At 61.9% G+C, this 21,731-nt stretch carries 17 protein-coding genes and 2 tRNA genes; 3 read left to right on the forward strand and 16 right to left on the reverse strand.

The window, feature by feature from the left end; translation table 11 throughout:
• The 15 genes from OXH56_15300 to OXH56_15370 form a co-directional block, all read right to left on the reverse strand.
• On the reverse strand, positions 1-380 hold a 380-nt coding region (locus tag OXH56_15300; protein MCY3556677.1), incomplete at its 3' end, for a DUF1080 domain-containing protein.
• Positions 381-444: 64 nt separating this feature from the next.
• The gene (locus OXH56_15305; GenBank protein ID MCY3556678.1) at positions 445-2,451 is read right to left on the reverse strand and encodes a PQQ-binding-like beta-propeller repeat protein; all 2,007 of its coding nucleotides are present in this window, start codon (positions 2,449-2,451) and stop codon (positions 445-447) included.
• A gap of 267 nt (positions 2,452-2,718) precedes the next feature.
• Complete coding sequence (locus OXH56_15310; GenBank protein MCY3556679.1) at positions 2,719-3,327, reverse strand: HAD family phosphatase; 609 nt, start codon at positions 3,325-3,327, stop codon at positions 2,719-2,721.
• Between the two features lie 27 nt (positions 3,328-3,354).
• Positions 3,355-5,157, reverse strand: a complete 1,803-nt coding sequence (locus OXH56_15315; protein ID MCY3556680.1) for a hypothetical protein — start codon at positions 5,155-5,157, stop codon at positions 3,355-3,357.
• Complete coding sequence (locus OXH56_15320) at positions 5,154-6,326, reverse strand: fumarylacetoacetate hydrolase family protein (protein MCY3556681.1); 1,173 nt, start codon at positions 6,324-6,326, stop codon at positions 5,154-5,156. The genes OXH56_15315 and OXH56_15320 overlap by 4 nt, the downstream gene beginning before the upstream one ends.
• Before the next feature lie 191 nt (positions 6,327-6,517).
• Positions 6,518-6,592 (reverse strand) — tRNA-Pro (locus OXH56_15325).
• 49 nt (positions 6,593-6,641) lie between these two features.
• A tRNA-Pro gene (locus OXH56_15330) sits at positions 6,642-6,715 on the reverse strand.
• A gap of 47 nt (positions 6,716-6,762) precedes the next feature.
• Entirely contained in the window at positions 6,763-7,710 is a 948-nt protein-coding gene (locus OXH56_15335; protein MCY3556682.1) for a phosphotransferase, read from the reverse strand.
• Between the two features lie 7 nt (positions 7,711-7,717).
• On the reverse strand, positions 7,718-9,166 hold the full coding sequence (locus tag OXH56_15340; protein MCY3556683.1) for a sulfatase: 1,449 nt from the start codon (positions 9,164-9,166) through the stop codon (positions 7,718-7,720).
• A 35-nt stretch (positions 9,167-9,201) separates the two neighbouring features.
• The gene (locus OXH56_15345) at positions 9,202-10,155 is read right to left on the reverse strand and encodes a metallophosphoesterase family protein (GenBank protein ID MCY3556684.1); all 954 of its coding nucleotides are present in this window, start codon (positions 10,153-10,155) and stop codon (positions 9,202-9,204) included.
• Positions 10,156-10,160: 5 nt separating this feature from the next.
• Positions 10,161-12,437: a N,N-dimethylformamidase large subunit gene (locus tag OXH56_15350; GenBank protein ID MCY3556685.1), complete on the reverse strand. Its 2,277-nt coding sequence runs from the start codon at positions 12,435-12,437 to the stop codon at positions 10,161-10,163.
• On the reverse strand, positions 12,437-13,249 hold the full coding sequence (locus tag OXH56_15355) for a phytanoyl-CoA dioxygenase family protein (protein MCY3556686.1): 813 nt from the start codon (positions 13,247-13,249) through the stop codon (positions 12,437-12,439). The genes OXH56_15350 and OXH56_15355 overlap by 1 nt, the downstream gene beginning before the upstream one ends.
• A 114-nt stretch (positions 13,250-13,363) precedes the next feature.
• Positions 13,364-14,341 carry an LLM class flavin-dependent oxidoreductase gene (locus tag OXH56_15360; GenBank protein ID MCY3556687.1) on the reverse strand — a complete coding sequence of 326 codons (978 nt, stop codon included), beginning with the start codon at positions 14,339-14,341 and terminating at the stop codon, positions 13,364-13,366.
• A gap of 94 nt (positions 14,342-14,435) precedes the next feature.
• Positions 14,436-16,382, reverse strand: coding sequence for a hypothetical protein (locus tag OXH56_15365; GenBank protein ID MCY3556688.1), 1,947 nt, complete (start codon positions 16,380-16,382; stop codon positions 14,436-14,438).
• 158 nt (positions 16,383-16,540) lie between these two features.
• Complete coding sequence (locus OXH56_15370; protein ID MCY3556689.1) at positions 16,541-17,371, reverse strand: sugar phosphate isomerase/epimerase; 831 nt, start codon at positions 17,369-17,371, stop codon at positions 16,541-16,543.
• 308 nt (positions 17,372-17,679) lie between these two features.
• On the opposite strand from OXH56_15370, the gene OXH56_15375 reads away from it, so the two are divergent.
• The 3 genes from OXH56_15375 (at position 17,680) to OXH56_15385 (ending at position 21,263) form a co-directional block, all read left to right on the forward strand.
• Complete coding sequence (locus tag OXH56_15375) at positions 17,680-18,525, forward strand: ABC transporter substrate-binding protein (protein ID MCY3556690.1); 846 nt, start codon at positions 17,680-17,682, stop codon at positions 18,523-18,525.
• Between the two features lie 62 nt (positions 18,526-18,587).
• The gene (locus OXH56_15380; GenBank protein ID MCY3556691.1) at positions 18,588-20,780 is read left to right on the forward strand and encodes an ABC transporter ATP-binding protein; all 2,193 of its coding nucleotides are present in this window, start codon (positions 18,588-18,590) and stop codon (positions 20,778-20,780) included.
• A 3-nt stretch (positions 20,781-20,783) separates the two neighbouring features.
• A complete protein-coding gene (locus tag OXH56_15385) occupies positions 20,784-21,263 on the forward strand; it encodes a DUF1854 domain-containing protein (GenBank protein ID MCY3556692.1) in 480 nt (159 codons plus the stop codon).
• Positions 21,264-21,303: 40 nt separating this feature from the next.
• On the opposite strand, the gene OXH56_15390 is transcribed toward OXH56_15385, so the two are convergent.
• Positions 21,304-21,636: a hypothetical protein gene (locus tag OXH56_15390; GenBank protein ID MCY3556693.1), complete on the reverse strand. Its 333-nt coding sequence runs from the start codon at positions 21,634-21,636 to the stop codon at positions 21,304-21,306.
• Positions 21,637-21,731 lie beyond the last annotated feature (95 nt).

Below are 21,731 nucleotides of genomic sequence, written 5' to 3' on the forward strand. Positions count from 1 at the left end.
GTATCCGCGATATTGATCTCATAGAATGAATACTGGTTCACCCTCGCCCCGGTATCGCGCGGTCCGCGGACGAAGACGCCGCTGTTATGTCCAGCGTCCTGGTTGAACTGCACGCTCAGTTCGAAATTGGTGAACTCGTCGTAGGACCCGATGTACCCGGGGCCACCCGTCGATTCCCCGGTGAGCATGCCATCTTCCACCGCCCAGATGGCGGTACCGCCGCGGTGGGTCCAGCCCAGGAGGGTCTGGCCGTCGAACAGCAGCGTCCAGCCCGCCTCCTGCTCCGCTTCTGTCAACATATTGTCCTGTGCGGCGGCCGTGCCCTGCATACAGGCCGCGATCAGGACTGCGGCGGCCACGCTCCAGATGTAGCGTTTCATTACGATTCTCCTGTTTTAGTCGCCAACTGCGGGATTCTCGATCCCGTTCTCCTGGTAACGCAGGCTACTCGCCTTCGTCGGCTGCGGGTTCCTCGCCCAGTTTCAATGCCACCAATTCGGCGGCATGCCCACTGGCGCCGACGGTCATGATCAGGTATTGCACGTCATTGTGCATGTAGGTCATGGGCATGCCGCTCTGGGCTGCCGGCAGTTCGATCGACGCGACGACTTCGCCCGTCGCCTTGTCGTAGGCGTGCAGATAGGGATCTCCTCCGAAGCCCTCGCCGGCGAAGAGCAGCGTGCTCGTCACCAGGGAACCGATCCGGGTGGCCTTGCCGGTCCGGGGCAGATCGACGCCCGCGAGTTGCGGCAGGTCTTTGATGGCCTGAGGCGTATCGCCGTTAGGCGCCATCCACACGTGATCGCCCGTGTTCATGTCCACCGCCGTGATCCGTCCCCAGGGCGGCCTGACCAGCGGGATTTCGCCGAAGACCCGCGGCGCTCTCAGGCCGGCCGAGAAGTAGTCCATGTCCGACTCCTCGGGATCCGGCGCTCGCAGCGCCAGCTTCGAAATGCTGGTGTTGGAGGGGATGAAATTCACGCCGGAAACCGGATCGAGGCAGGTCATGTTCCAGTTGACCCCGCCGTTAGCGCCCGGGATCTGGATCGTGCCGATGGTACCGTCCGGCGCTTCCGCTAGCGAAGGTGGCTGATAAAGCGGTCCGTACCGGTGGTTGGCCATCAGGTTGATCGCCTCTTGGCGCACTTCCGGGGTGAAGTCCACCAGGTCGTCCTGGCTGATACCCTGGTGTTCCCAGGGGGCGGGCTTCACGGGAATCGGCTGCGTAGGCGAAGCCCGGTCGCCCGGTACGTCCGTCGCGGGGACGTCGGTCTCGGGCATGTCCCAGATGGGTTCGCCGGTCACTCGGTCGAAGACGTAGGAATAGCCCTGCTTGGTGTTCTGGATCACGATCTTGCGCGGCTCGCCGTCGATCGTTACGTCGGCCAGGATCGGCGCGGCGGGATTGTCATAGTCCCAGATATCGTGATGGACGATCTGGAAGTGCCAGATCTTCTCGCCCGTCGTGTAGTCGACGGCCACCAGGCTGTTTGCGTACAGGTTGTCGCCCAGGCGATGCCCGCCGTAGTAATCGTTCGTCGGCGCTTCGATGGGCAGATAGGCATAGCCCAGATCCTCGTCGGCGGAAATGGAGGTCCATACGCCGGCGTTCCCGGTATAGGACCTGGAATTCTGCTCCCAGGTCTCGGAGCCTTCCTCGCCGTCGTCCGGAATGACCTTGAACTTCCAGAGGACCGCGCCGGTGCGGGCGTCGTAGGCCACGACGTCTCCCGGCGAGTTTGTCATCGACCTTGGCCGGAATCCCGCGGCGAGGGCCGGCGGAACAAGTATGATGTCCCCCACGACCGTCGCGGGAGACGTGTTGGCCAGGTTGCCTACGGGCGTGACGTTCTCTGAATTGCGCCAGCCGTCCATCATGTCGACCACACCGTTATCGCCGAATTCGGCCACCGGGATGCCCGTCTGGGCGTCGAGGGCCACCAGGTAGAAACCCCGGGTGATCAGGATGACCCGGTTGTCTCCCTGCCCGTCAGTCCAGAAAGATACGCCTCGCCCGGAATTCCGTCGCGGAGCCGTTGCCCAGCGTTCTTCGTCCTCCACCGGGCGGTAGGTCCACATCGTCTCGCCGGTTTCCGGCTCGATGGCCATGGCGCTGCGTCGCGTACCCGCCGTCGAATACAGCATGCCGCCCACATAGATAGGCACAGGCTGGGCATAATACTCTGGTCGGGGGCCGTAATTGTCCTGCTTCCATCGCCAGGCAACTTCCAGGCGACCCACGTTATCCGCGTTGATCTGTTCCAGCGGGGAATATCGCGTATAGGCCAGGTCTCGGCCCAGCATGCGCCATTCGCTGTCAGGCTGTTCCACGGGGATAATCTTGCCCGGCGCCCTTTGTGCCGCGGGTTCGCAGGATGCTAAAACCGTGATCGCCATGGCCAGCGCGATCACCGGCGGCATCCAACGAAACAAGGGGGAAAATCTACTCATCACACGCTGCCTCCCATGATGCAGGTTGATTGGTGCTGCGAATCGCATGTGCAGAATCGTTTGGATACAGAAGTGTCACGGACCGGGATTGGGTTTCAAGCCCGTATTCCCTGTATACAAAACAGGCGATCTGGTATTGAAAAGTTTTGCAAATATCAAGCCAATTTAGTGTCGCGCTCAGTTGATGTAAAGCCCTTTATGGCAGAAGCCGTATGGACGCAACTTCATGGGCGGCGTGCCCGACGGTCGAAGGTACGAGATGGACATTCAAACCTGCAGACCATGGTGCTCCAGGGCGCGTTTCAGTCGCTCAATTGTCGTGTAATGATGACCATCCATGCCCAATTCGATCGCGGCATTGACGTTTTTGGACCTGTCGTCGATAAAGAACGCCTCGTCCGCTCCGATAGCGAGCAGCTCGAGGGCCGCGATGAAGATGCCGGGATGCGGTTTGACCTGTCCGATCGATGACGAATTCACGACGTGATCGAATGCCTGGTCGATGCCCAGCCGCTTAAGATCGGCGTCAAGCCGGGTGGTGGCATTCGTGATGAGCGCAAGGCTTGTGTTTTCGCGACATCGCAGCAGAAGATCCAACACATCGGTGTCGATCTCTCCCGGCGAAAGGGACCACAACCGAACCGCTTCCCCCGCGTCGGCAGCCGGATGTCGAAGCCGCAGCCGTTCAGCCACCACCGACCGCCAGTTTTCATCGTCAATCTGCCCCGTTGTAGCACGGAGCAGCAGATCTGGCTCGAATGCCGTATTCAGCAGGGCATCACGTGTAAGCCCCGTTGCGATTTCCGCCCGTGCAATAACGCCTGGATCCCACCTGCGTACGACACCGTCGAGATCGGTCAGCACAGCCTTGATCATGATTTCAACACGCGCTTGAATCTCTTGCTATCGTTTCGGCCAGGGCGTCTCGGGCGGACCAGAATGCGGTGCGCCAAGCACGGGGGACGACAGGCAGTAGAAACCGTGATTGGTGAACAGCCAGACCAGGTTGCGGTCGTATTCGACGTAAATGCCGTGGGTCAGGTTACCCAATGCATATCCCGGGGTGCGGGATGGATCGAATTTCGGTACAAAGTAGGCGATTATCTTCGGATCGGAAAGATCGGAGACATCGAATACCTGCACGCCGGCGTTGTAGAAGGCATAGAGGAGGATATCCTCTTTGGGCGTCCCGGGCTGGGTGTAATAGCCGCTTCTTTTCGGCCCGAAGCTCCCACGCCGCTGGACGAAATCCGTGAACGGCGCATCCGCGGGCGGTACCGGCCTGGGCAGTGTGCCGAGCAGCCTGGGGTTGACGGGATCATTCACGTCGATCATGTAGATGTCTTTGTAGGGCTCCCAGCCGTCTTCGTTCAGTGGATAACCGGAGAAGTACACCACGCCGGTCTTTTCCACCTGCGTCACGTTGATGTAATCCCCTTCCGTGCCCGCGACGCTGGGCGGGAAGTTGAGGTGACCCAGCGCTTTGATACCGGCCGGGTCCGAGATGTCCAGCACGTAGAACCCCAGGCCGCCCATGGCGGCATAACCGTACCTCCCGCCTTCCTCCACGGGCGTGGCCATGAAAATCGACATGCGCGCGCCGAACCAGGAGGTCCGGTTCCCCGCGCGGGGATTGGCCCGGTAGACGGCCTCGTCGCCGGAATCGCCCAGCTTCTGGCCCGGCACGTTGAAGTGGCTGAGAAACACCGGCTCGGCCGGGTCGGTCATGTCCCAGGCCTGGTAACCGGCCGAATACAGGTCGCTCGGGTATTCGGTAAGCGCGTATTCCGCACTGGGCGCTGCGGCGACGAACATGTACCGGCCGCCGTGCCAGGCCGGAATGTCCCGCACGCCAGAGCCCTGTTGCTCGCCGATCGGTGCATCGGGGTGTTCGTAGTCGGTGGTTCGTTCGGCGAGCAGGATCCAGTCATCCGGCAGGGGCCCGTTCATCTCGTAGACCTTGAACCCCTTGAGATGGTTGGCACTTCGAATGGCCATCACCTTGTCCGGTTCCGTTCGCTTGTCGCTCAGCACGCCGAAGCGCCGGATCTCGAAGGCCTGCACCATGACGTACTTGTCCAGATCTTCGTTCCACTGGATGGACGCGGCGCCGAACATGTCGCCTTCGTCATAGGGATTGACTTCCTCGCCTGGACCGTCTCCGGTCCACGTGCTGCCCTTCTCGTAGACGACCTCCAGGTCCTTCGGATCGGTGATGTCATAGATTTTCAAGGCGCGCCGCACGTACTGGTACATGTACCGGCGACCGTCGAAATCGACGATGTTCTGCCAGGTGTGAAAGGGTTCGACGGTAATCGGGTAATAGGCTTCGACGGTCATCGCCTTTGCATACTCGCCCGTATCCCAGTAATCCAACTGGCCTTCGAAGGGTTTGGACTCATGCTGATGGGGCGTGGCCGCTGGGTAGACGAACCGGCCGGTCACCGGGTCCATCCCGTAGCTCGCGGGATCGGGTTCGGGGGGCGTTCGATCCTCCGTGAGCGCGTCGGCGCGAAGGACGTATTCGTCCGTTATGGAGGATTGGGGCGGGGATACGTCGTCAGGGGATTCGCCTGCCGGGGCCGGGGATTCGACCTCCGGGGCCGGGGATTCGACCTCCGTTGAAGATCTGCAGCTGAAGGCGATCGCTCCACTCAGGAGCGCGGCAACCAGGGTCTTCATGAAAGTCGTCACGCGTGTCTTCATGGCTTGGCTTCCATGGGCGTGACAAGCCTGCCGATGCCCTCGATCTCCATTTCTACCACGTCGCCCGGCATGAGGTACTCGGGCGGATTCCGGGCGCGGCCCACGCCGTCCGGCGTGCCCGTGGCGATCACGTCGCCCGGATAGAGGGTCTGGACGGAGGTCAGATACCGGATCATGTGCGCTTCATCGTAGATCATGTAGCTGGTGTTGCTGTCCTGCTTGATCACGCCGTTGACCCAGGTCTTTATGTCGAGGTCGTCATGCTGGATGAACTCCTTGGGAACGATGTAGGGCCCGAAGGGGGCAGCGCGGTCGCTGCTCTTGCCGTTGAACCAGTTCGGACCGGGGAACATGCGGTTGATCGGCTTCAGTCCGGAGCCGCCCCGGCGGCTGACATCGAACACGATGCTGTAACCGAAGACATAGTCGTGGGCGTTCTCCAGGGTCAGGTCCAGGGCCGGCCGGCCCATGATGATGGCCAGTTCGGCTTCCCAGTCGATATTCACGTCCTTCGGCACGTAGTAGGGTTCGCCCGGATCGATGATGGTGGATCTCGGCGACTTGGCGAAGAAATAGGGCTCCTCGGCGTCCACATCCACTTCAACGGCGGTGAAACCCGCGCCACCGATGGCCGATTCTTCCATCTCGTCCGCGTGGGCCCGGTAGTTCGCCGCGGCCGCCAGCAGGTTGTAGGGATACTTGATCGGCGCCTTGAAGGAAACGTCCTTCGGATCGAATACGAAAGCAAGGTCCGGGTCTGACAGGCGGTTTTCAGCGCCCATGTAATTCGCTATCGTGTACATGCGGTTGGAAACGGCGTCGTACTGCTCGATCAGCGCCCGCATTTCCTTCGGAATGGATACCACGGGCAATCCGAGCTGCCGGGTGACATAGGCGTTCGCCTCGTGCAGGTCCATCAGCCTTTCCTGGCCCGCATGGGTCGTCTGGTCTGCCTGGACCGCTTGGACCTCCTGGTCCGACTGGTCCGACTGGTCTGCACGGACCGCCATGCCGATGCGGATCGTTCCTGTGGCCTCGAAAGTGGCGAGTTTGAAGGGCGTGTTTGGCTGGTCCGAGACCTGGGACCGGGCCGAGCCCGGTGTAGTCAGCCATAACGCGGCGCTCATTAACAGGACGGCGGCCGGCAGAAATCGTATTCGGTACGACATGGCAGCATCCTCCTCGATGACCGGTCGATCAGGGCGCGATCGTATCTCCGGGACGAGACTGCGCACCAGACCGCGGTATTACGGTTTCGGCGACCTGCCAGGAAATCCGGCGGGGAAGTCGCGGGGTAACAGGGTACGGAAGCAAACAGGCAGGATGGATATACTGGTTTTCTGATGTTTGAGAAATCGGATCGGGGCGGGGAGATTTGAACTCCCGACCTCCTGCTCCCGAAGCAGGCGCGCTGACCGGGCTGCGCTACGCCCCGATGTATGACCGATCAAGGGACAAGGGCCCGGTGGGCTGCCTTGCCGGAATCGGGGCGACTGGATTTGAACCAGCGACCACCAGCCCCCCATGCTGGTGCGCTACCTGACTGCGCTACGCCCCGAAAACTTCGGCGTATAATGTATGCCGGGGAGGGGCTTCGGGCAAGGGTTATTTTGAAGGTTGATGCCTGCCCCTGCACGATCCCATGCGGTCGCGGGCCTGCTCCACGAACCCGTGATGATCAGCGCGAATCAGGGATTCGTCCCGTGCTTCCGTGGCGAGAAAGTCGAGTTTGTTCACTACGCGTAACGCTGTGTAGACATCCCACCATGGAAGGCAACCGGAGTCCACGGGATTCAGGGATTCGTAGTGGCGCGTGAACAGATCCATGTTCACGGCGCCGAAGAGCATAAGGATCTCGAACCGGGCATTCGATACGTCGAAGAGCGGGTCACCCCGACGGGTGTCCTCCCAGTCGATGACCGCTGTGAGTTTTCCATCCTGCCAGAGGGTATTCCCCGGCCAATAGTCGCCGTGCAGGACGACCGGTGCATTCTTGCGGGGGAGTGGCCAACCCGTTGCGAGCAGGGCGAGGAGTTCGCGTTCGCCCGCGGTAATGCCGGGCGTTTCCGGCGGCCTCCCGATCGCCGAAGCGCAGTCATCCTCCAACCGCAGAAGAAAGGAAAGATCCCGGCCTGCCGTATCCATCCGGTGTATCCTGGCCAGTTCCCGGGCCATTTGCATCACGTATTCCGCCGGATCGCCGGGCTTCAGATCGGTAATACCCTCGGCAAATTCCAGCACCAGGGAAGGCGTGGGAAAAAGTGGATCCGTCGCGTCCAGGTAGACCGGCGCGGGCGTGGCCAGCCCCGCGGCGTGGGTCAGTTGCAGCACGCGGAACTCGTCCGCGGCCACGTTCGGGTTCTGCTGGAGGTCCACCTCGCCGTGCAGCCGGTGAATCAGCTTTCTCGCCGTACCGTCTCCGGCTACGAGTTCCAGGACGGTCACATCGGCCGAATAGCCGCCGGGCAGGCTGCGATGGTCTTTCAGCCTGGCGTGCGGATCGAATCGATGGACGAGTTTCTCAAACCGGGTGTGAACGTCGACCGAATCCATGAAGTGCTTATTCCCCGGGGTAGTCTATGGCCCACTTACCCTCGAGGTTCCCGCTGCCGCCCGACTGGCTCCAGACGGCGGTCACGTTTTCCGGAGCGTGGTTTTCCGCCAGGTGGGCCAGGAACAGGGCATGCAGGTCATCCAGGGTGGCTTCGTTGCCGTCGGCGATGTTCTGCTTGGCCAGACGGTCCTTCTGCAGGTCGTAGAGCTCGGGCCGTCCGTCTGTTCCGACGGGTGCGTAGCCCCAACGGTCCGTAACGAGGAAGGGCGTCGTGGCGCGCCTCGCCAGGCCTCCTGACGGGTCCGCCAGGTGACAGCCGCTTACCGCATACTCGCGGTGGCTGGTCCGGCCTTCCAGCACGGCGTCGGCAAAGGATACACCGTCGAAGGATTTCGGCGGGTCCACCGAGACGCCTGCCAGGTCGCAGAGACTCGGAAACAGGTCGATCGTCTGCGTTATCAAGGGGAGTTGCACCCCTCGGGGCACGCCGCCGCCGGCCAGCATCAGCATGACGTGGCCGATCTCCGGGTAGATGGGCCAGAACCTCCCGTCGGTTTCCATGATATTGGACTTGCCGGTCCGGTCGTGCTCTCCGATGGACATGCCGTGATCCGACATGACGGTCACGATGGTATCGTCCCAGAGGCCCAGGTCGTCGATCTTCTGAAGCACCTGCCCGATGTGGCGGTCCACGAGTTCCGTCTCCGCGGCGTAGTGGGCCCACAGGTTGTGCAGTTCCTCCGGCGTGTAGGCCGACGAAGGTCCGTAGTTCGGATGCAGCATGGGCGGTCCCGTGTAGTCGGGGTCGTAGCGCCGCACCATATATTCCGGCGGATCCCAGGGTTCGTGGGGATCGAAGAAGTCCACCCACAGGAAGAACGGGGCGGACTCGGCGTTTTCCTCGAGCCAGCGAACGGTGGTCTGCGCGGTCTGCGCGGAGAAGACGTCGGATTCATACCGGTAGTAGTGGTTGATCCAGCGGTGCTGGTTTACGAGCGTATAGCCCCGATAGCGCGGATGTACGCGGGTCTTGTCGTCCTGGACGACGCGTTCTACGGGGTCGTTGAGGTGGAGCAGCGGCCGGTCGCCCTCCTGGCCCCGGTTCTGGTACGCCGCGTCGAAGCCATCGGTGAAACGGGCCTTGAACAGGTGGGGACAGTCGCAGATCAGTTGCGTGGCGTAACCCAGTTCGCCGAGCATCCTGCCCGCATGGTTGGGCCCGCTCAGGTCGATAGGCTGCCAGCCGTAATGGGGCCAACCGGTGACCCCCGTCGCGAAATCGGTGCGATGGGGGATTGTGGGGAAACTGCCCATGTGGGCCTTTGTGATCTCCGTCGCCCTTTCCGCGGCGAAACGGTCCAGTTCGGGCGTTCGCACGGGCCGTTCCGCGCGGTTTCCCAGGTTGTCGTGGCGGAAGGTATCCGTGATGAGTACGACGATGTTCTTCGGCATCATGATCCTTTCATGAATGGAGATGGCGATCTACGCGTTCAGCCATCGATCTCGCAGTCCTCCAGGTAACGGTCCACCGACGCCTTCAGCGATGTCTCACCGCACATCACCCGGTCTTCGTAGGCGCGGTACCAACCCGGAATCAGGGAACGGGCCTCGCGGAACTCGGCGAGGATGAGCCTTGCGAAATCTCCGCTGTCCTCCAGGTAGCCGGATTCGTGGAAGCGCGCGATCGCCCGTTCGCGGTCGTAGTCGAGCCGGATGATCTCCGCCTTCCACGCACCGGCCTCGAACGTCATCTGTGCGTAGGCCGCGCGGGGGTCCCGGTCGAAAGGCGCGCCCACCGCGCCCACGTTGACGACCAGGGCATCATCCACGGTCCGGATCAGGGGCCGGTGCGTGTGACCCACCACCAGCACCTTCGGCGCCGGAGCGATTTTCTCGCGCAACGATGCTTCGGTATCATCGGGAAAGATCCCTTTGCGGTCCCCCAGCATGGATGCGTGCACCATGCGGAATTCGTTCCCCGCCTCATCGGTCATGGACCACTGAAAGGGCAGCGCTTCGAGACGTTCGACCAGGCTGTCCGGTCGGTTCAAGCGGTCCGGGCGGTCCGTCCCGGTCAGTCCATCCTGCCCGGCCTGTCCAGTCTGCCCGGCCTGACCATCCGACCCGGCCTGATCAGTCTGTCCGACCAGTTGATCGTACGTCCACTTCGCATGCCTGATGATCTCGAATTCGGGACCGCGGTCGGGCAGGTTTCCGCTTCCGTACTTCAGCACGTACCGCTCGTGGTTCCCGTAAATCATGCCCCAGTTTTCCGCCATGGCGCGAGTCACGACGCGTTCGGTGCACTCACGGGGTTTGGGTCCCCGGTTGATGATGTCGCCCGCGCAGAGGATCCTGTCGGGACGCCAGCGGTCGATATGGTCCAGGACGGTTTCCAGCGCGTCCAGGTTGCTGTGCACGTCGGCGAAAACGGCGATCTTCATGGTAGTCAGGGCTGTCCGGGCCGACCGGGCCGACTGGACCGACCAGGCCCAGGCCCAGGCCCAGGCCGACCTGAGGGTTCGGCGGCCAGAAACCGGCGCAGCACGTTGGACACGATCCTGGAAATGTCGTTGTCGGCATCGTTGTGCAGCAGGCTGCCGCAGAAGGTGATGGATCCGGTAGAAAAAAGCTGGCTGCCGGAGTCCGACTGCTGATACACCATGTCCGCCCGGACCAGTTTCTCCGGTGGCTCTCCGGACCAGGTCGTGATATGGGTGAGCAGCTCTTCGGGTACGGGTATGAAGGATTCGTGGTGGTCTTCGGAACTTGCGATGACGCGGGTGTTTTCGGGTGTGCCCAGCCGGTAGTCGGCCCGGTCGAGTTCGAACCCGGCAGCACCGTTTCCGCTGAACCCGTAATCGCCCACGGTCTCGCCCTCCACACCCTCGAAGATCCACGTGGTCTCCGGGTTGGCACGGGCGTCCGGGGCGATGCGATAGTACGATCCATGGAAATTACCCTGGGCCGAAAACCCCACTCCGGCGAGCTGTTGAGGGGGATGGTTGTTCCTGCGCCAGAGGCCGCCGTATCCACCGTCAAAGGCCTGGAAGTACTCGCCCGGTTCGGCCGCCCAGGCCCGTATGCCGCCTTCGTTCCGGCGGATTTCCAGGGTCCCGTTGCCTTCGGGATGAACGGCGATGCGCCAGTAGAACCCGTTTCCGCCCAGGTACATGAAGTGGCCGCCCTGTTCCCGGAACTGCCGCAGGGCGTCGAGCGTGCGCGGCGTATGGTATTCCGGATGGGAACCCGTGGTTACGGCGCGGTAGCCTTTGATGGCCTCGATACCGTCATCGTGCAGTTCCTGGTCGGTGATGATGTCGAAGGGGATGCCCTTTTTCTCAAGCCACGCGTACAGGTGGGTGTCTGCCTGCAGATGCCTCAGCCCCGAGCAGTCGCCTTCCGTGGCGCCGAAGGTGATGTAGCCCGGGCGGAGCGAGAACAGGGGGCGCCTGTGGTTGGCGTGGCAGATGCCGCTGCCGTCTCCGTGAAAGTTGTAGGTGGAGAGCCCGTATTCCGGGTGAACGGCGGGATTCCAGGGATAGGCGTTCCATTCGCTGATCCGCTCAAGCCAGGAAGGATGGAAATTAGGACGGGCGTGATTGCCGTAGACGGTATAGGTGAAGGTGGACGCAAGGACGCAGAGATCTGCCGTGGGCCTGCTCCGTGGCGCGCAGACGTAGAACGGAACCATGTCCTCGTGTTCGCCGCACCGGATGCGGGCCGCGTAGAGTCCCGATCGCATGCCGTCCGGGATCGTGAAGGTGAAATCGGTCGCCCAGCCAAAGTCGTATATGTCGTCATCGTGGAAGTGGATGGCGCCGTACTGTTCCGGTGCGTGCTTCCAGGACATTTCCTCGCCGGTCCATCGGGAACCGGTCATGGCACGGGCTGGCATGTTGACCAGGCGGCCGTGCATTCCATGCGGTCCAACATCCACGATTCGTGTCGAACTCGTGTCACGGGCGAAGTCCCACAGGGCCCATGCGCCTGGATGGTTTCTGACGTCGTATTCGTGGTGGTCGGTTTCTTCCACCGGGATGTCGACGAGGGAAGGCGCTTCGATCTTTCCATTGAAGTGGCCGTGAACGGGATCGCCGTCCTGTCCACCGATGATGATCCGGTCCAGGTCGCCCAGGGGAACGGGGCCGACGGCCTCAACCGTGATATTGGACGGTCCGGGAGGTGCGTGGACTGCCCGGAAACCCACACTCACCGTCCCGCTTCCGGCATCGTAGCTCGCCCACACCCGGTACCATTGCCGGGTCTTGATCGGCTCGCTTCGACAGGTAACACGGGTCACCTGGTTCGTCGATGAACGGACGAAGGCGGTCAAGGCGCCCCGGTCCAGGCAGAGACTGAGCGCCGGCTTCCGTCCTCTGGTGCCGCAACTGACGATGCCCTGGTCCGCCTTGTCCGGGGACGTGGGCCATATCGTGGCGGTAAGGGTAAGGCCGCTGGCCGGGTGGAAGCGGCCGTCAAGAGGAATGACGGCGTGAGAGCCCGGGTGGAAGGGCTGGGACCTGGAGGGGAATTCTCCCCCGAAGGGCAGGTCGGCTTCCTCCAGTTGTAACCCGGGACCGGCGGGATTGGGATCGGCGCATATCACGCGAACGAGACTGGCCCGGTAGGGTCTCGCGGCCGCGCTGCTGACCTTGAAGGCGATCTCGTCGCCGGCCCGGCCGGACAACCGGTCGGTATAACCCAGCAGGGGAAGGTCGGCCATCAGGTACCCGGGAGCAGTTCGTCGCCTTCTCGCCGTTCGCGGTACCCGCAGACCATGAGGCCCGGCCGTCCGAAACTCTGACCGTACTCCTGCCGGTTGTCCGGATTCCGGTAACCCATGCGCACGAGCCTGCGGGGCTTTTTCGTCTGGTTGATGTAGGAACCGTGCACCGTGTCGATGCAGAAGATGACCACGTCGCCGGCCCGGGCCGGTACGGCCACAGTGTCTTCCAGCCTGTACTCGTCGGTCGGCAGATGGGGCGCGCAGGGACCTTCTTCCGATTCCGTGATATGCTGCAGATGACCGGACTTGTGGGACCCCGCCAGGAAGCGGATTTCGCCGTTTTCGTGACGGGTGTCGTCCAGGTGGACGAGTACGTCGATGTACCGGCCGTCGTGATGGCCGTAGAAGGGGTTGTCCTGGTGCAGGGGAAAGGGATGCCCGGTCTGGGGCGGCTTGATGTGCAGCGTGGTGTGGTGCAGCTCCACGTTCGGCCCCAGCAGCTGCGACAGGGCCTCCACCAGCCGTGGGTTGGCGACGGCGCGCGACCAGGCCTGGGAATAGAAATGGAGATCGTGCATGGCCGTCAGTTTGGATTTGGCCTCCGTCTCCGGATCCATGTAGGCCAGGCGCCATGGACCGTTCCATCCCGGGCTCGTGAACGCCCAGTCCTCGACGAGCCGGTCCATTTGATCCGACAATTCGGCCGTCTCTTCCGGCGTAAATACCTCCGGGATGTGGAGAAACCCGTTTTCCTGGTAGAACGCGATCTGCTCGTCGCTCAGCACGGTATGTTCCATGACCATGGTCATGTCGGATGCTCCTTGTTCGGTGGTCGCGTACGGGAGGTTGAGGCCATCTCAATGTAGTCGTTTTGATTTCAGCAGGCAATCCTAATTGAAGCGATCGTCCTGAATCGAAGCGATCTACCTGTACACTTCGGCCAGGAGTTCGTTGGACCGCAGCCGGGCTTCGAAATCATGGGTGATTGTGACGGCCATGACCTCTTCGGCTCCGAACCGGCCCGCAAGCCGGTCGATGGTGTCCCGGACCTGGTCCGGACTACCCACGGCCGCAAGGCGGAACTTGTCCTCCAGAAAGGCTTTTTCGGCTTCACTGAACCGGTGTTTTTCGGCCTCCTCCACCGTAGGTACGACGTTGCTGGGCTTGCCCGAAGCGAAGCGGGCGAAGAGGAGGTCGCGGCTGAGGGCGAGGCGTTTGGCCTCCGCCTCGGTGTCGGCGCAGATGACGTTAATCGCGATGCAGGCCTCGGGCCGCGGCGTCTGGGCGGAGGGCTCGAAATAGTGACGGTAGAATTCGAGGATGCGCGGGTCGATGTTGCTGTTGATGAAGAGGGCGAAATTGTAGGGCAGGCCCAGCCGGGCGGCGAGCATCGCGCTTTCCGGGCTGGACCCGAGCATCCAGACGGGGGGCGGAGACTGGATGGGCGGCGTGACCCGCGGCTCGAAATCCCGGTCCTGAAGGATCTCCACCAGCTGGGCGACAAGTTCGGGGAACTGCTCGAACCGCGGCCCTGCGCCGGGCGCCAGCATTCGGGCCGTCTTCATGTCTCCTCCGGGCGCCCGTCCTACGCCCAGGTCCACCCGGTCCGGGTAGAGGTTCGTGAGCACGGCAAAACTCTCGGCTACTTTGAAGGGGCTGTAGTAGGGCAGCATGACGCCACCGGAACCGATCCGCATGTCCTCCGTGGCCGCCCCGATGGCGGCGAGCAGTACTTCTGGCGAACTGCCTGCCAGGCAGTGGGCGTTGTGGTGCTCGGACACCCAGAAACGCCGATAACCCAGCCGTTCGGCCTCCCTGGCCATGGTCAGGGTTTCCTGGAAGGCCTGCACGGCTGTTACCCCATCACGTATGGGAGATTGGTCGAGAATAGACAGATTCATATTGATTAAACCGCTCCTTGCTAAGAGAAACAAAGTCGATACCACACCGCTACGGGTAGCCACACACCGAACTGCAACGCACCGGGGCGCTCCGCTACCATCCGTCCACGACGTGTCCCGCGCCCGGGAACCATGCCGCGTCCACCAGGAAGGTCAGAAAAACCCCCAGGGCGTATCCGGCGATAATGCCGATAAACAGGGGCTGGCCCTTGCGATAGAGTGATACGCCGCCGAGCCGGAGGACAGCGGATTTGATGATCCAGACGATCAGGATGGAAAGGAAAGCCATATCCGCCGCGTAGGTGGTGACGATCCCGAACCCCACGGGATGAAGGGGCCAGAAGTGAAGCCGGTGATGAGCCCAGATCAGAAACGCCGAGATCAGGATGCCGCTCATTACCATGGTCAACTGGGATTGCGTCATGGCCTGCGGATTCGTAAGAAAAGTCTCCAGTTGCGTCCAGTAACCCTTCGCCCCGGACTCGAAACCGCCTGCCTTGAGCTGGGACGCGCCCATGTCATACCCCAGGTAGAGCGTGTACAACAGGGCTGTCATGAATCCAATGGCCAGCGAAAGCGCGATGGCGCCGAACACCCCCTTGCCCACGCCACCGATTACGTCGCCCACCTTGGCGGCGTGCGCCATGGAACACATGCCGAGTGTCCTCCAGTTTCGGGTGAAGGTCTGGCACAGCCACATCCCCGCGATGGTCCGGGCGTTGATGTGCTCCGACCCGACGAACCTGAGCGTGATTTCGTTGGCGCTGTTGTAGGGCAGGTCCAGGGATGCCAGGCCGGTCTCGGCCACTACGCGGGTTACGCCGATATACAGGACCAGCAGGACGAACATCATGAGCGCTACGACCCAGAGCGTCATGCCCGCGCTCCACAGGAGGAAAACCATGTAAATCGAACCGCCGGAAAAAGATAGCACGGCCGTACGGTACGAAAAGAACTCCCGTGAATCATCGATTTCAGGCGCCCTTCCCAGGGCTTTCCGGATCACGTCGCGGATATGCCTTCGCGCCATCCACAGCCCGAACAGCACGAAGACCAGAAAGCCGGACAAGTGTTGGAAGTGCATCATTTCCTGCGGACCCGGCACGCCGACGCGGGTCATCACGCCCTGCTGCACAATGCGGATGAGGTAGAACAGCCAGACGCTGAGCAAAACTTCCACCCGCGTGAAGTAGGCCACCCCGATCAGCAGGAAGTTGACGCGCACCTGGATTGGATGGAAGGCCTCGTACAGGGTCAGGGGAAAGGCGTGTCCCGCGCCGAGGGGGATTGCGGGCATGAGGTCGAAGAAGCTGAACATGTTCCAGATCATGATGACCAGTGTGGTTCCGAACCCCCACCAGAACATGGGGACACGGGCAATCCTGGGCAGGAGGGCCCGATCCTCGGCGCCGTCAATCAGCGCCAGAGGCACCTGGGCCAACGGAAAGGTCAGCCGTTCGTGTTCAACCCACTGCTTCCTGAGCATGACCATGATCGAGGCGCCGACCATGAACAGGGCGATGTAGAACGTCACCCACCAGAACATGGGTGCGAACCAGATCTGCCAGCGTATGTTCCTCGTGGAATACACGCCTTCGTAGAACTGGTTCAACCCACCCAGGTGGTTCGGGACCACCAGCCAGGACGGAAGATAGTCGAGGAACAGTTCCGCCCACCGGTTCTCGGGCGTGGCGTGATAGAACGGTCCGCTGATGATCGAAATCGCGTAATTACTGAAGGCCCAGCCCGGTATGACGGAAGCCGTGAAGACCAGGAAGAAGATCACGACGAGTTCCTGGCTGTTGAATGGACGGCTGACGCCGGTGATTTTCAGACAGGGATTCACCACGAGGACCATCAGGATGAAGGGCAGCAGCGCCGCCACCGGCAGGTGGGTGACCGTAATGAATGAGCCGCGCGTTACGAATTCGGAGGCGAGCGACCAGATGGTCAACAGGATGGTGAAGACGCATCCGATCACCACGGCCCGGAGGGTGAGGCCGGCGGAAACGGGCCGTACAGCGGGAGGCGCCGGAGACATTTCCCGGTCGGAATGTGGCAATGTGGCTGTGGACATGGTGGCAAGGGGTTGTGCGGAGTGGACGCTGGTGCAAGTCGCCCGGTTTTCTGGTCCGTTCCGAATCATGCGTTTACTGCGCATTCATGCGTTTACTGTGCATTTACGCGTTTACTGCGCATTCACGCGCTTTCCACGCACGCCCGGAGCTTTGCCAGTCCTTTTTGTGCCGTGGCCACCGGCCCTTCGGCCCAGTAGGCGGGATTGAACAGCTCGAGCGACAGCATGCCCCGGTATTCCTGCCGTACCAGGCTTGCGACGATCTCGTCCCAGGGCGCTTCGCCGTCTCCGGGATAGACCCGGTGCTCGTCTTCGATGTCCGTGCGGGGCGGGTCGGCGGGATAGTCGTTCACGTGGACCAGGCCCAGCCGGCCGGGATCGAGGTAGTCCATCCCCCGCTGGTGCCCGCTTCCCTTGTACATGTGAAAGACGTCGGACAGCAGGCTGGCGTCTCGCACCCCGCTTTCGGCGGCCACGAGCAGGGCTTCTCCGACCGTTCCCAGCGTCCGGGACACCCCCCAGAACTCCAGCAGAGGTTTTGGTGAGTAATCCGATACTGCCTCCGTCAGTTGGGCGAATCTCCGGGCGACGGTAAAAAGGTCTACTTCCCGGTCGTGGATCCCCTTGGGGGCAGTGGCAACGAAAGGGCATTCAAGGACCTGCGCCATTTCGAAGCACCGTCTCGCCTCTTCCAATCCCCGGGCATGCCGGTCTTCTTCGGGTACGGCCCACTCGAAGAAGGCGATCAGGTTCACGATCCGTATGCCACGGCCGGCAGCGTGGTCCCGCAGTTTCGGCAGCGAACCACCCTCTTCGACCCAGGTATCGATTTCCTCTACCCAGGGTTCGATCCCGTCATATCCGGCGTCGGCCGCGATATCCACGTATTCCAGCACGGAAACGCCGGGCGATCGGATCGTACTCGTATTGAGGCAGTAGTGAAAGCGTCCCATCGTATGCGTCCCTTCTAGATATGCTTCATTTCGAGCGACCGCCGCCTCAACCGTTTCGGGTCGGGTACGGACGGTGCGACAGCTATGTCCAGTTACTATGTCCGGTTACGTAGTTCAGGCTTCGAATCAATTTAGTGCGTATCACAAAAAAAAGTACCGTTTTAACCGTCTTCGTCTATATTGTATACCGCTGTAAATTGTATCCTTCTCCAGTGACATCCGGAACGAATGTGAGGTACGTTTCGCGCTTCCCGATGTTTGTTCTTCTCCTTAGTTTCCTGCTGATTTCCAGGGTGGCAGCCGGTCAGGTGACCGAAACGGATGTCATCGGTTCCGCCGTGACCCTTCAGGGTACTCCGGAGCGAATCATTTCGCTCATACCGAGCAACACGGAACTGCTTTTCGCCGTGGGTGCGGGTAGTTCGGTCGTGGGGGTCACGAACTACTGCGATTATCCGCCGGAAGCCAGGGAAATCGAAAAGGTCGGCGACGTCACGACAATGAGTCTCGAGAAAATCGTGGCGCTAGATCCTGATCTCGTACTGGCCTCCAAGGGAAACGCCAGAGAACTGGTATACAGCCTGAAAGCACTGGATATTCCGGTGTTCGTCCTCGACCCCCAGTCGATCGAAGACGTGCTCGATGCGATCGGCACAGTGGGCAGGCTTGTCGGTCGTGAGGAAGTGGCCCGCGAGCTTACCGACGGGTACCGCCAGCGGCTGGCCGCGGTGGCGGAGCGGATCGACGGCCTGACCGAAAGCGAGCGTCCCGCGATTTTCGTCGGCAGCCCCTTCCGGGACGAGAACTGGACCCCCGGACCTGAAACATTTACCTCGGCGGTGATTCAACGAGCCGGCGGGCGGAACGTGGCCGACGACCTGGCACCGGGTACGTGGGCGGTGTACAACCTGGAAAACATCGTGTCCAAGGATCCGCAGGTCCTCCTTTCCACGCTGGGTGAAGGACAGGACGCGGAGGAAGTCCGGGTGAGATACCTGGAACGGGCAAAGTCGTTGAAAGGCTGGCAGGGCCTTGACGCCGTGCGCAATGAACGCATCGTCCTGATCCCAGAGAACTGGCTGCTTCGTCCCGCACCCAGGCTCTTTCACGCGATCGAAACCCTGGCGGCCGCCTTGCATCCGAACCGATTCTGATTTCCCTGGCTGATCCCTGACAGAATGTCCGGAACGAAACTGAACCCAACCGCACCACTTCCATGCCGCTGATCAACAGGATACCCACCGAACTGACCCGTCTGATCCGGTCCGGCCTGCCTGCAGGCGAGGACCATGGCGATCTCCTTTTCGCCTGCAAGACCGACCTGGCGCCGGACGGCCGCATTGACGAATCGATGCTGGTCGTGACCCGGCGGCAGCTGGTGGCGGCAACCCGGTCCGACGGAGCTTGGACGCTGACTCATACCCTCTCCCTGGCGGAGATCGACGGCCTGACCGTGGAGCCTTTGGTCGGCGCGAGCGCGCTCGAGGCCGAGGTGGACGGGAAGAGCATCCGGCTGATCCGGTACACCCACGCCGTGGCGCAGGACATGACCGACGCCGTCGAGTCCCTGTTGCACCTGATCGGCCCCGACGGCAGCACGGATCACACGGAGCCCGTTGCCGAGGAACCGGTCCCGGACTGGTCGAGCCGCGAGGCCCACCTGCGCACGTTTGGGCGATTGTGGACTTTCTGCCTGCCCCACTGGCGCAAGCTGGTTGTCGCCATGGTGGTCACGGTTGCCGCGTCGGCCATCGACCTGCTGCCCCCGTACCTGACCATGATCCTCGTCGACCAGGTCCTGGTGGACCAGAGCATGTACATCTGGCTTCCGGTGATCGTCGCGCTCCTGGCCGTTTCCCGGATCGTCCATACCGGGGTGACTATCATCAGCGGGAGAATGCTGGCCGTGCTGGGAGACCGCCTGGCCTACGACGCGCGGTCCGAACTGCTGAACGTGCTGCAGCTCCTGCCCCTCAAGTACTATGACATGCAGCAGACGGGCGGTCTCATGGCCCGCATCGCCCGGGACGCCAAGTCGATCCACTACTTCTGGATCGATTTCGCGCCACAGGTGGTGCAGCAGGGGCTGCTCGTGGTCGGCATGACCGCAGTACTGTTCTACCTCAACTGGGAGCTGGCGCTCCTCGTCCTGATCCCCATTCCCGCCATCATCTTCGCCTCTGTCCATATCAAGCGGTACCTGATGTGGTTCTACGGCAGGTCGTGGGACAGCTGGGCGACCTTCTTCGAGCGGGTGAACGACGCGCTGGCCGGCATCCGGGTCGTGAAGATCTTCGCCCAGGAGAAACGGCAAAGCCGGGACATGCAGCTCGAGAACGAGAAGGTGTTCACGGCCGAACGCAACATCCATGTCCGTTCGCGCACGGTGCGTCCGCTGCTCGCGTTCCTCGTGTCCGTGGGCGGACTGCTCGTTCTGTGGTACGGCGGCCTCCTGGTGCAGTCGAACGCTATGACGATCGGCATGCTGGTGGCCTTCCTCCTCTACCTGGCCATGTTCTACAGTCCCGTGCAGCAACTGACCGGCATGGCCGACTGGATCCCGGAGATGATGACGGCCATCACCCGGACTTTCGAAGTCATCGACAGCCCCATCGAAGAATACACGCCAGTCGGCATCGTCGACGTACCCCGTTTCGAGGGACGCCTGGAGCTGCAGGACGTCAATTTCGGATACGTGGCACACCAGCCGGTGCTTAAGGGGATCAACCTGCACGTCGAACCGGGCGAGATGATCGGCCTCGTGGGGCACTCGGGCGCCGGGAAGTCCACCCTGATCAAGCTGATGTGCCGTTTCTACGACGTCGACGGCGGGCGGATTCTGATTGATGGAACCGATGTACGCCGGATGGATCTGACGCAACTGCGCAGTCAGATCGGTTACGTAGAGCAGGATCCCTTCCTGTTCTCCGGTTCCGTGGCCGACAATATCCGTTTCGGCAATCAGGAAGCGACTCGGGAGGAGATCGTCGAGGCCGCCATCAACGCGAACGCCCACGAGTTCATCGTCAAGCTGCCCGACGGCTACGACACGCCCGTCGGGGAACGGGGCGGCCGGCTTTCCGGCGGGGAGCGCCAGCGGGTCGCGATCGCCCGGGCCATCCTGCACGACCCGAGGATCCTGATTCTCGACGAACCCACCTCGGCCCTCGACCTGGAGACGGAAAAGAAGATCCAGGAAGCCCTGGGAAGGCTCATGGAGGGCCGCACGACGCTCGCCATCGCCCATCGCCTGTCCACCCTCAGAGACGCCGACCGCCTGCTCGTCCTCAAAAACGGCGAGCCAGTGGAACTGGGCACGCACGAGGAGCTGCTGGACCGGCAGGGTGAGTATTACCGCCTGGTCCAGCTGCACACCAACGTCTCGAGCATCGTGGGTGTGGAGGGGTAATATATGTCCTTTCTCGATCCGGCCGCCGTTCACCTCGAGCGGCGGGACGACCAGCCGCCCACGCTGTCCATCGCGGGTGACCTGTTCTTCAGCGTCAAGATACGACAGGCTTTTCCGCTTTCGCACGAAAGCCGGTACATCACCTTTTTCGACCAGGATGACGAATACCTGGGCATCCTGGCCGATCCGACGTCCTGCGACGAAGAGACCGGGCGCATCATCCGGGACGAGATCGAGTGGCGCTATTTCCGCCCAAGGATAACGCGCATCGTGGAGATGGAAGGCCGGGGAGGCACGTCGCTATTCTCGGTCGAGACGGACCGTGGCGACGTCAAGATCCCGATGCGGGACTTGAGGGAAGGCATGGTGGAACTGGCGCCCGGCCGCATCCTGATCACGGACGAAAACGGCAACCGGTACGAGATCTCCGACCTCGACCGGCTGGACCGGCGCAGCCGCCGCCTGATTCGGCGCTTGATTTGACAAACCCCACTGGATCTGACGCTTAACCCGCCTGATCTGACTAATTCAACAGGATCGGCGCGATCTTCGCATAGGCCGTCTTGAACCCCAGCACGGCCAGGTAAATCCCCACGCCCAGCAGGACGATCAGGATCGTGCCGATGGCGACCAGCAGTGGCTTGCTTTCGGCGAATCGCTGTTTGAGCCGCTCCACCTTGGCGTAGATTTCAGGATACTTGTGTTCCAGCCTGGCCAACATGCGCTGGGCGAAGGCGTAGCGCGTGGAAAGGATCGTCAGCCCAATCACCATGAACAGTACACCCTGCAGCAGTGGGAGGAAGACTCCCAGGGCGCCTATTACGATAAAAGCCCATCCGAATACGTCCTGGGCGATGCGAATCAGTAGTTTTCGCTCTATCTGCTTGAATCCATTCGTTTAACTTATTAATCCGGTCTGGTAACGGAACGTCCAGTATGCTGACGTAACGT

Source organism: Gemmatimonadota bacterium (genome assembly GCA_026702745.1).
Classification (GTDB): domain Bacteria; phylum JAAXHH01; class JAAXHH01; order JAAXHH01; family JAAXHH01; genus JAAXHH01.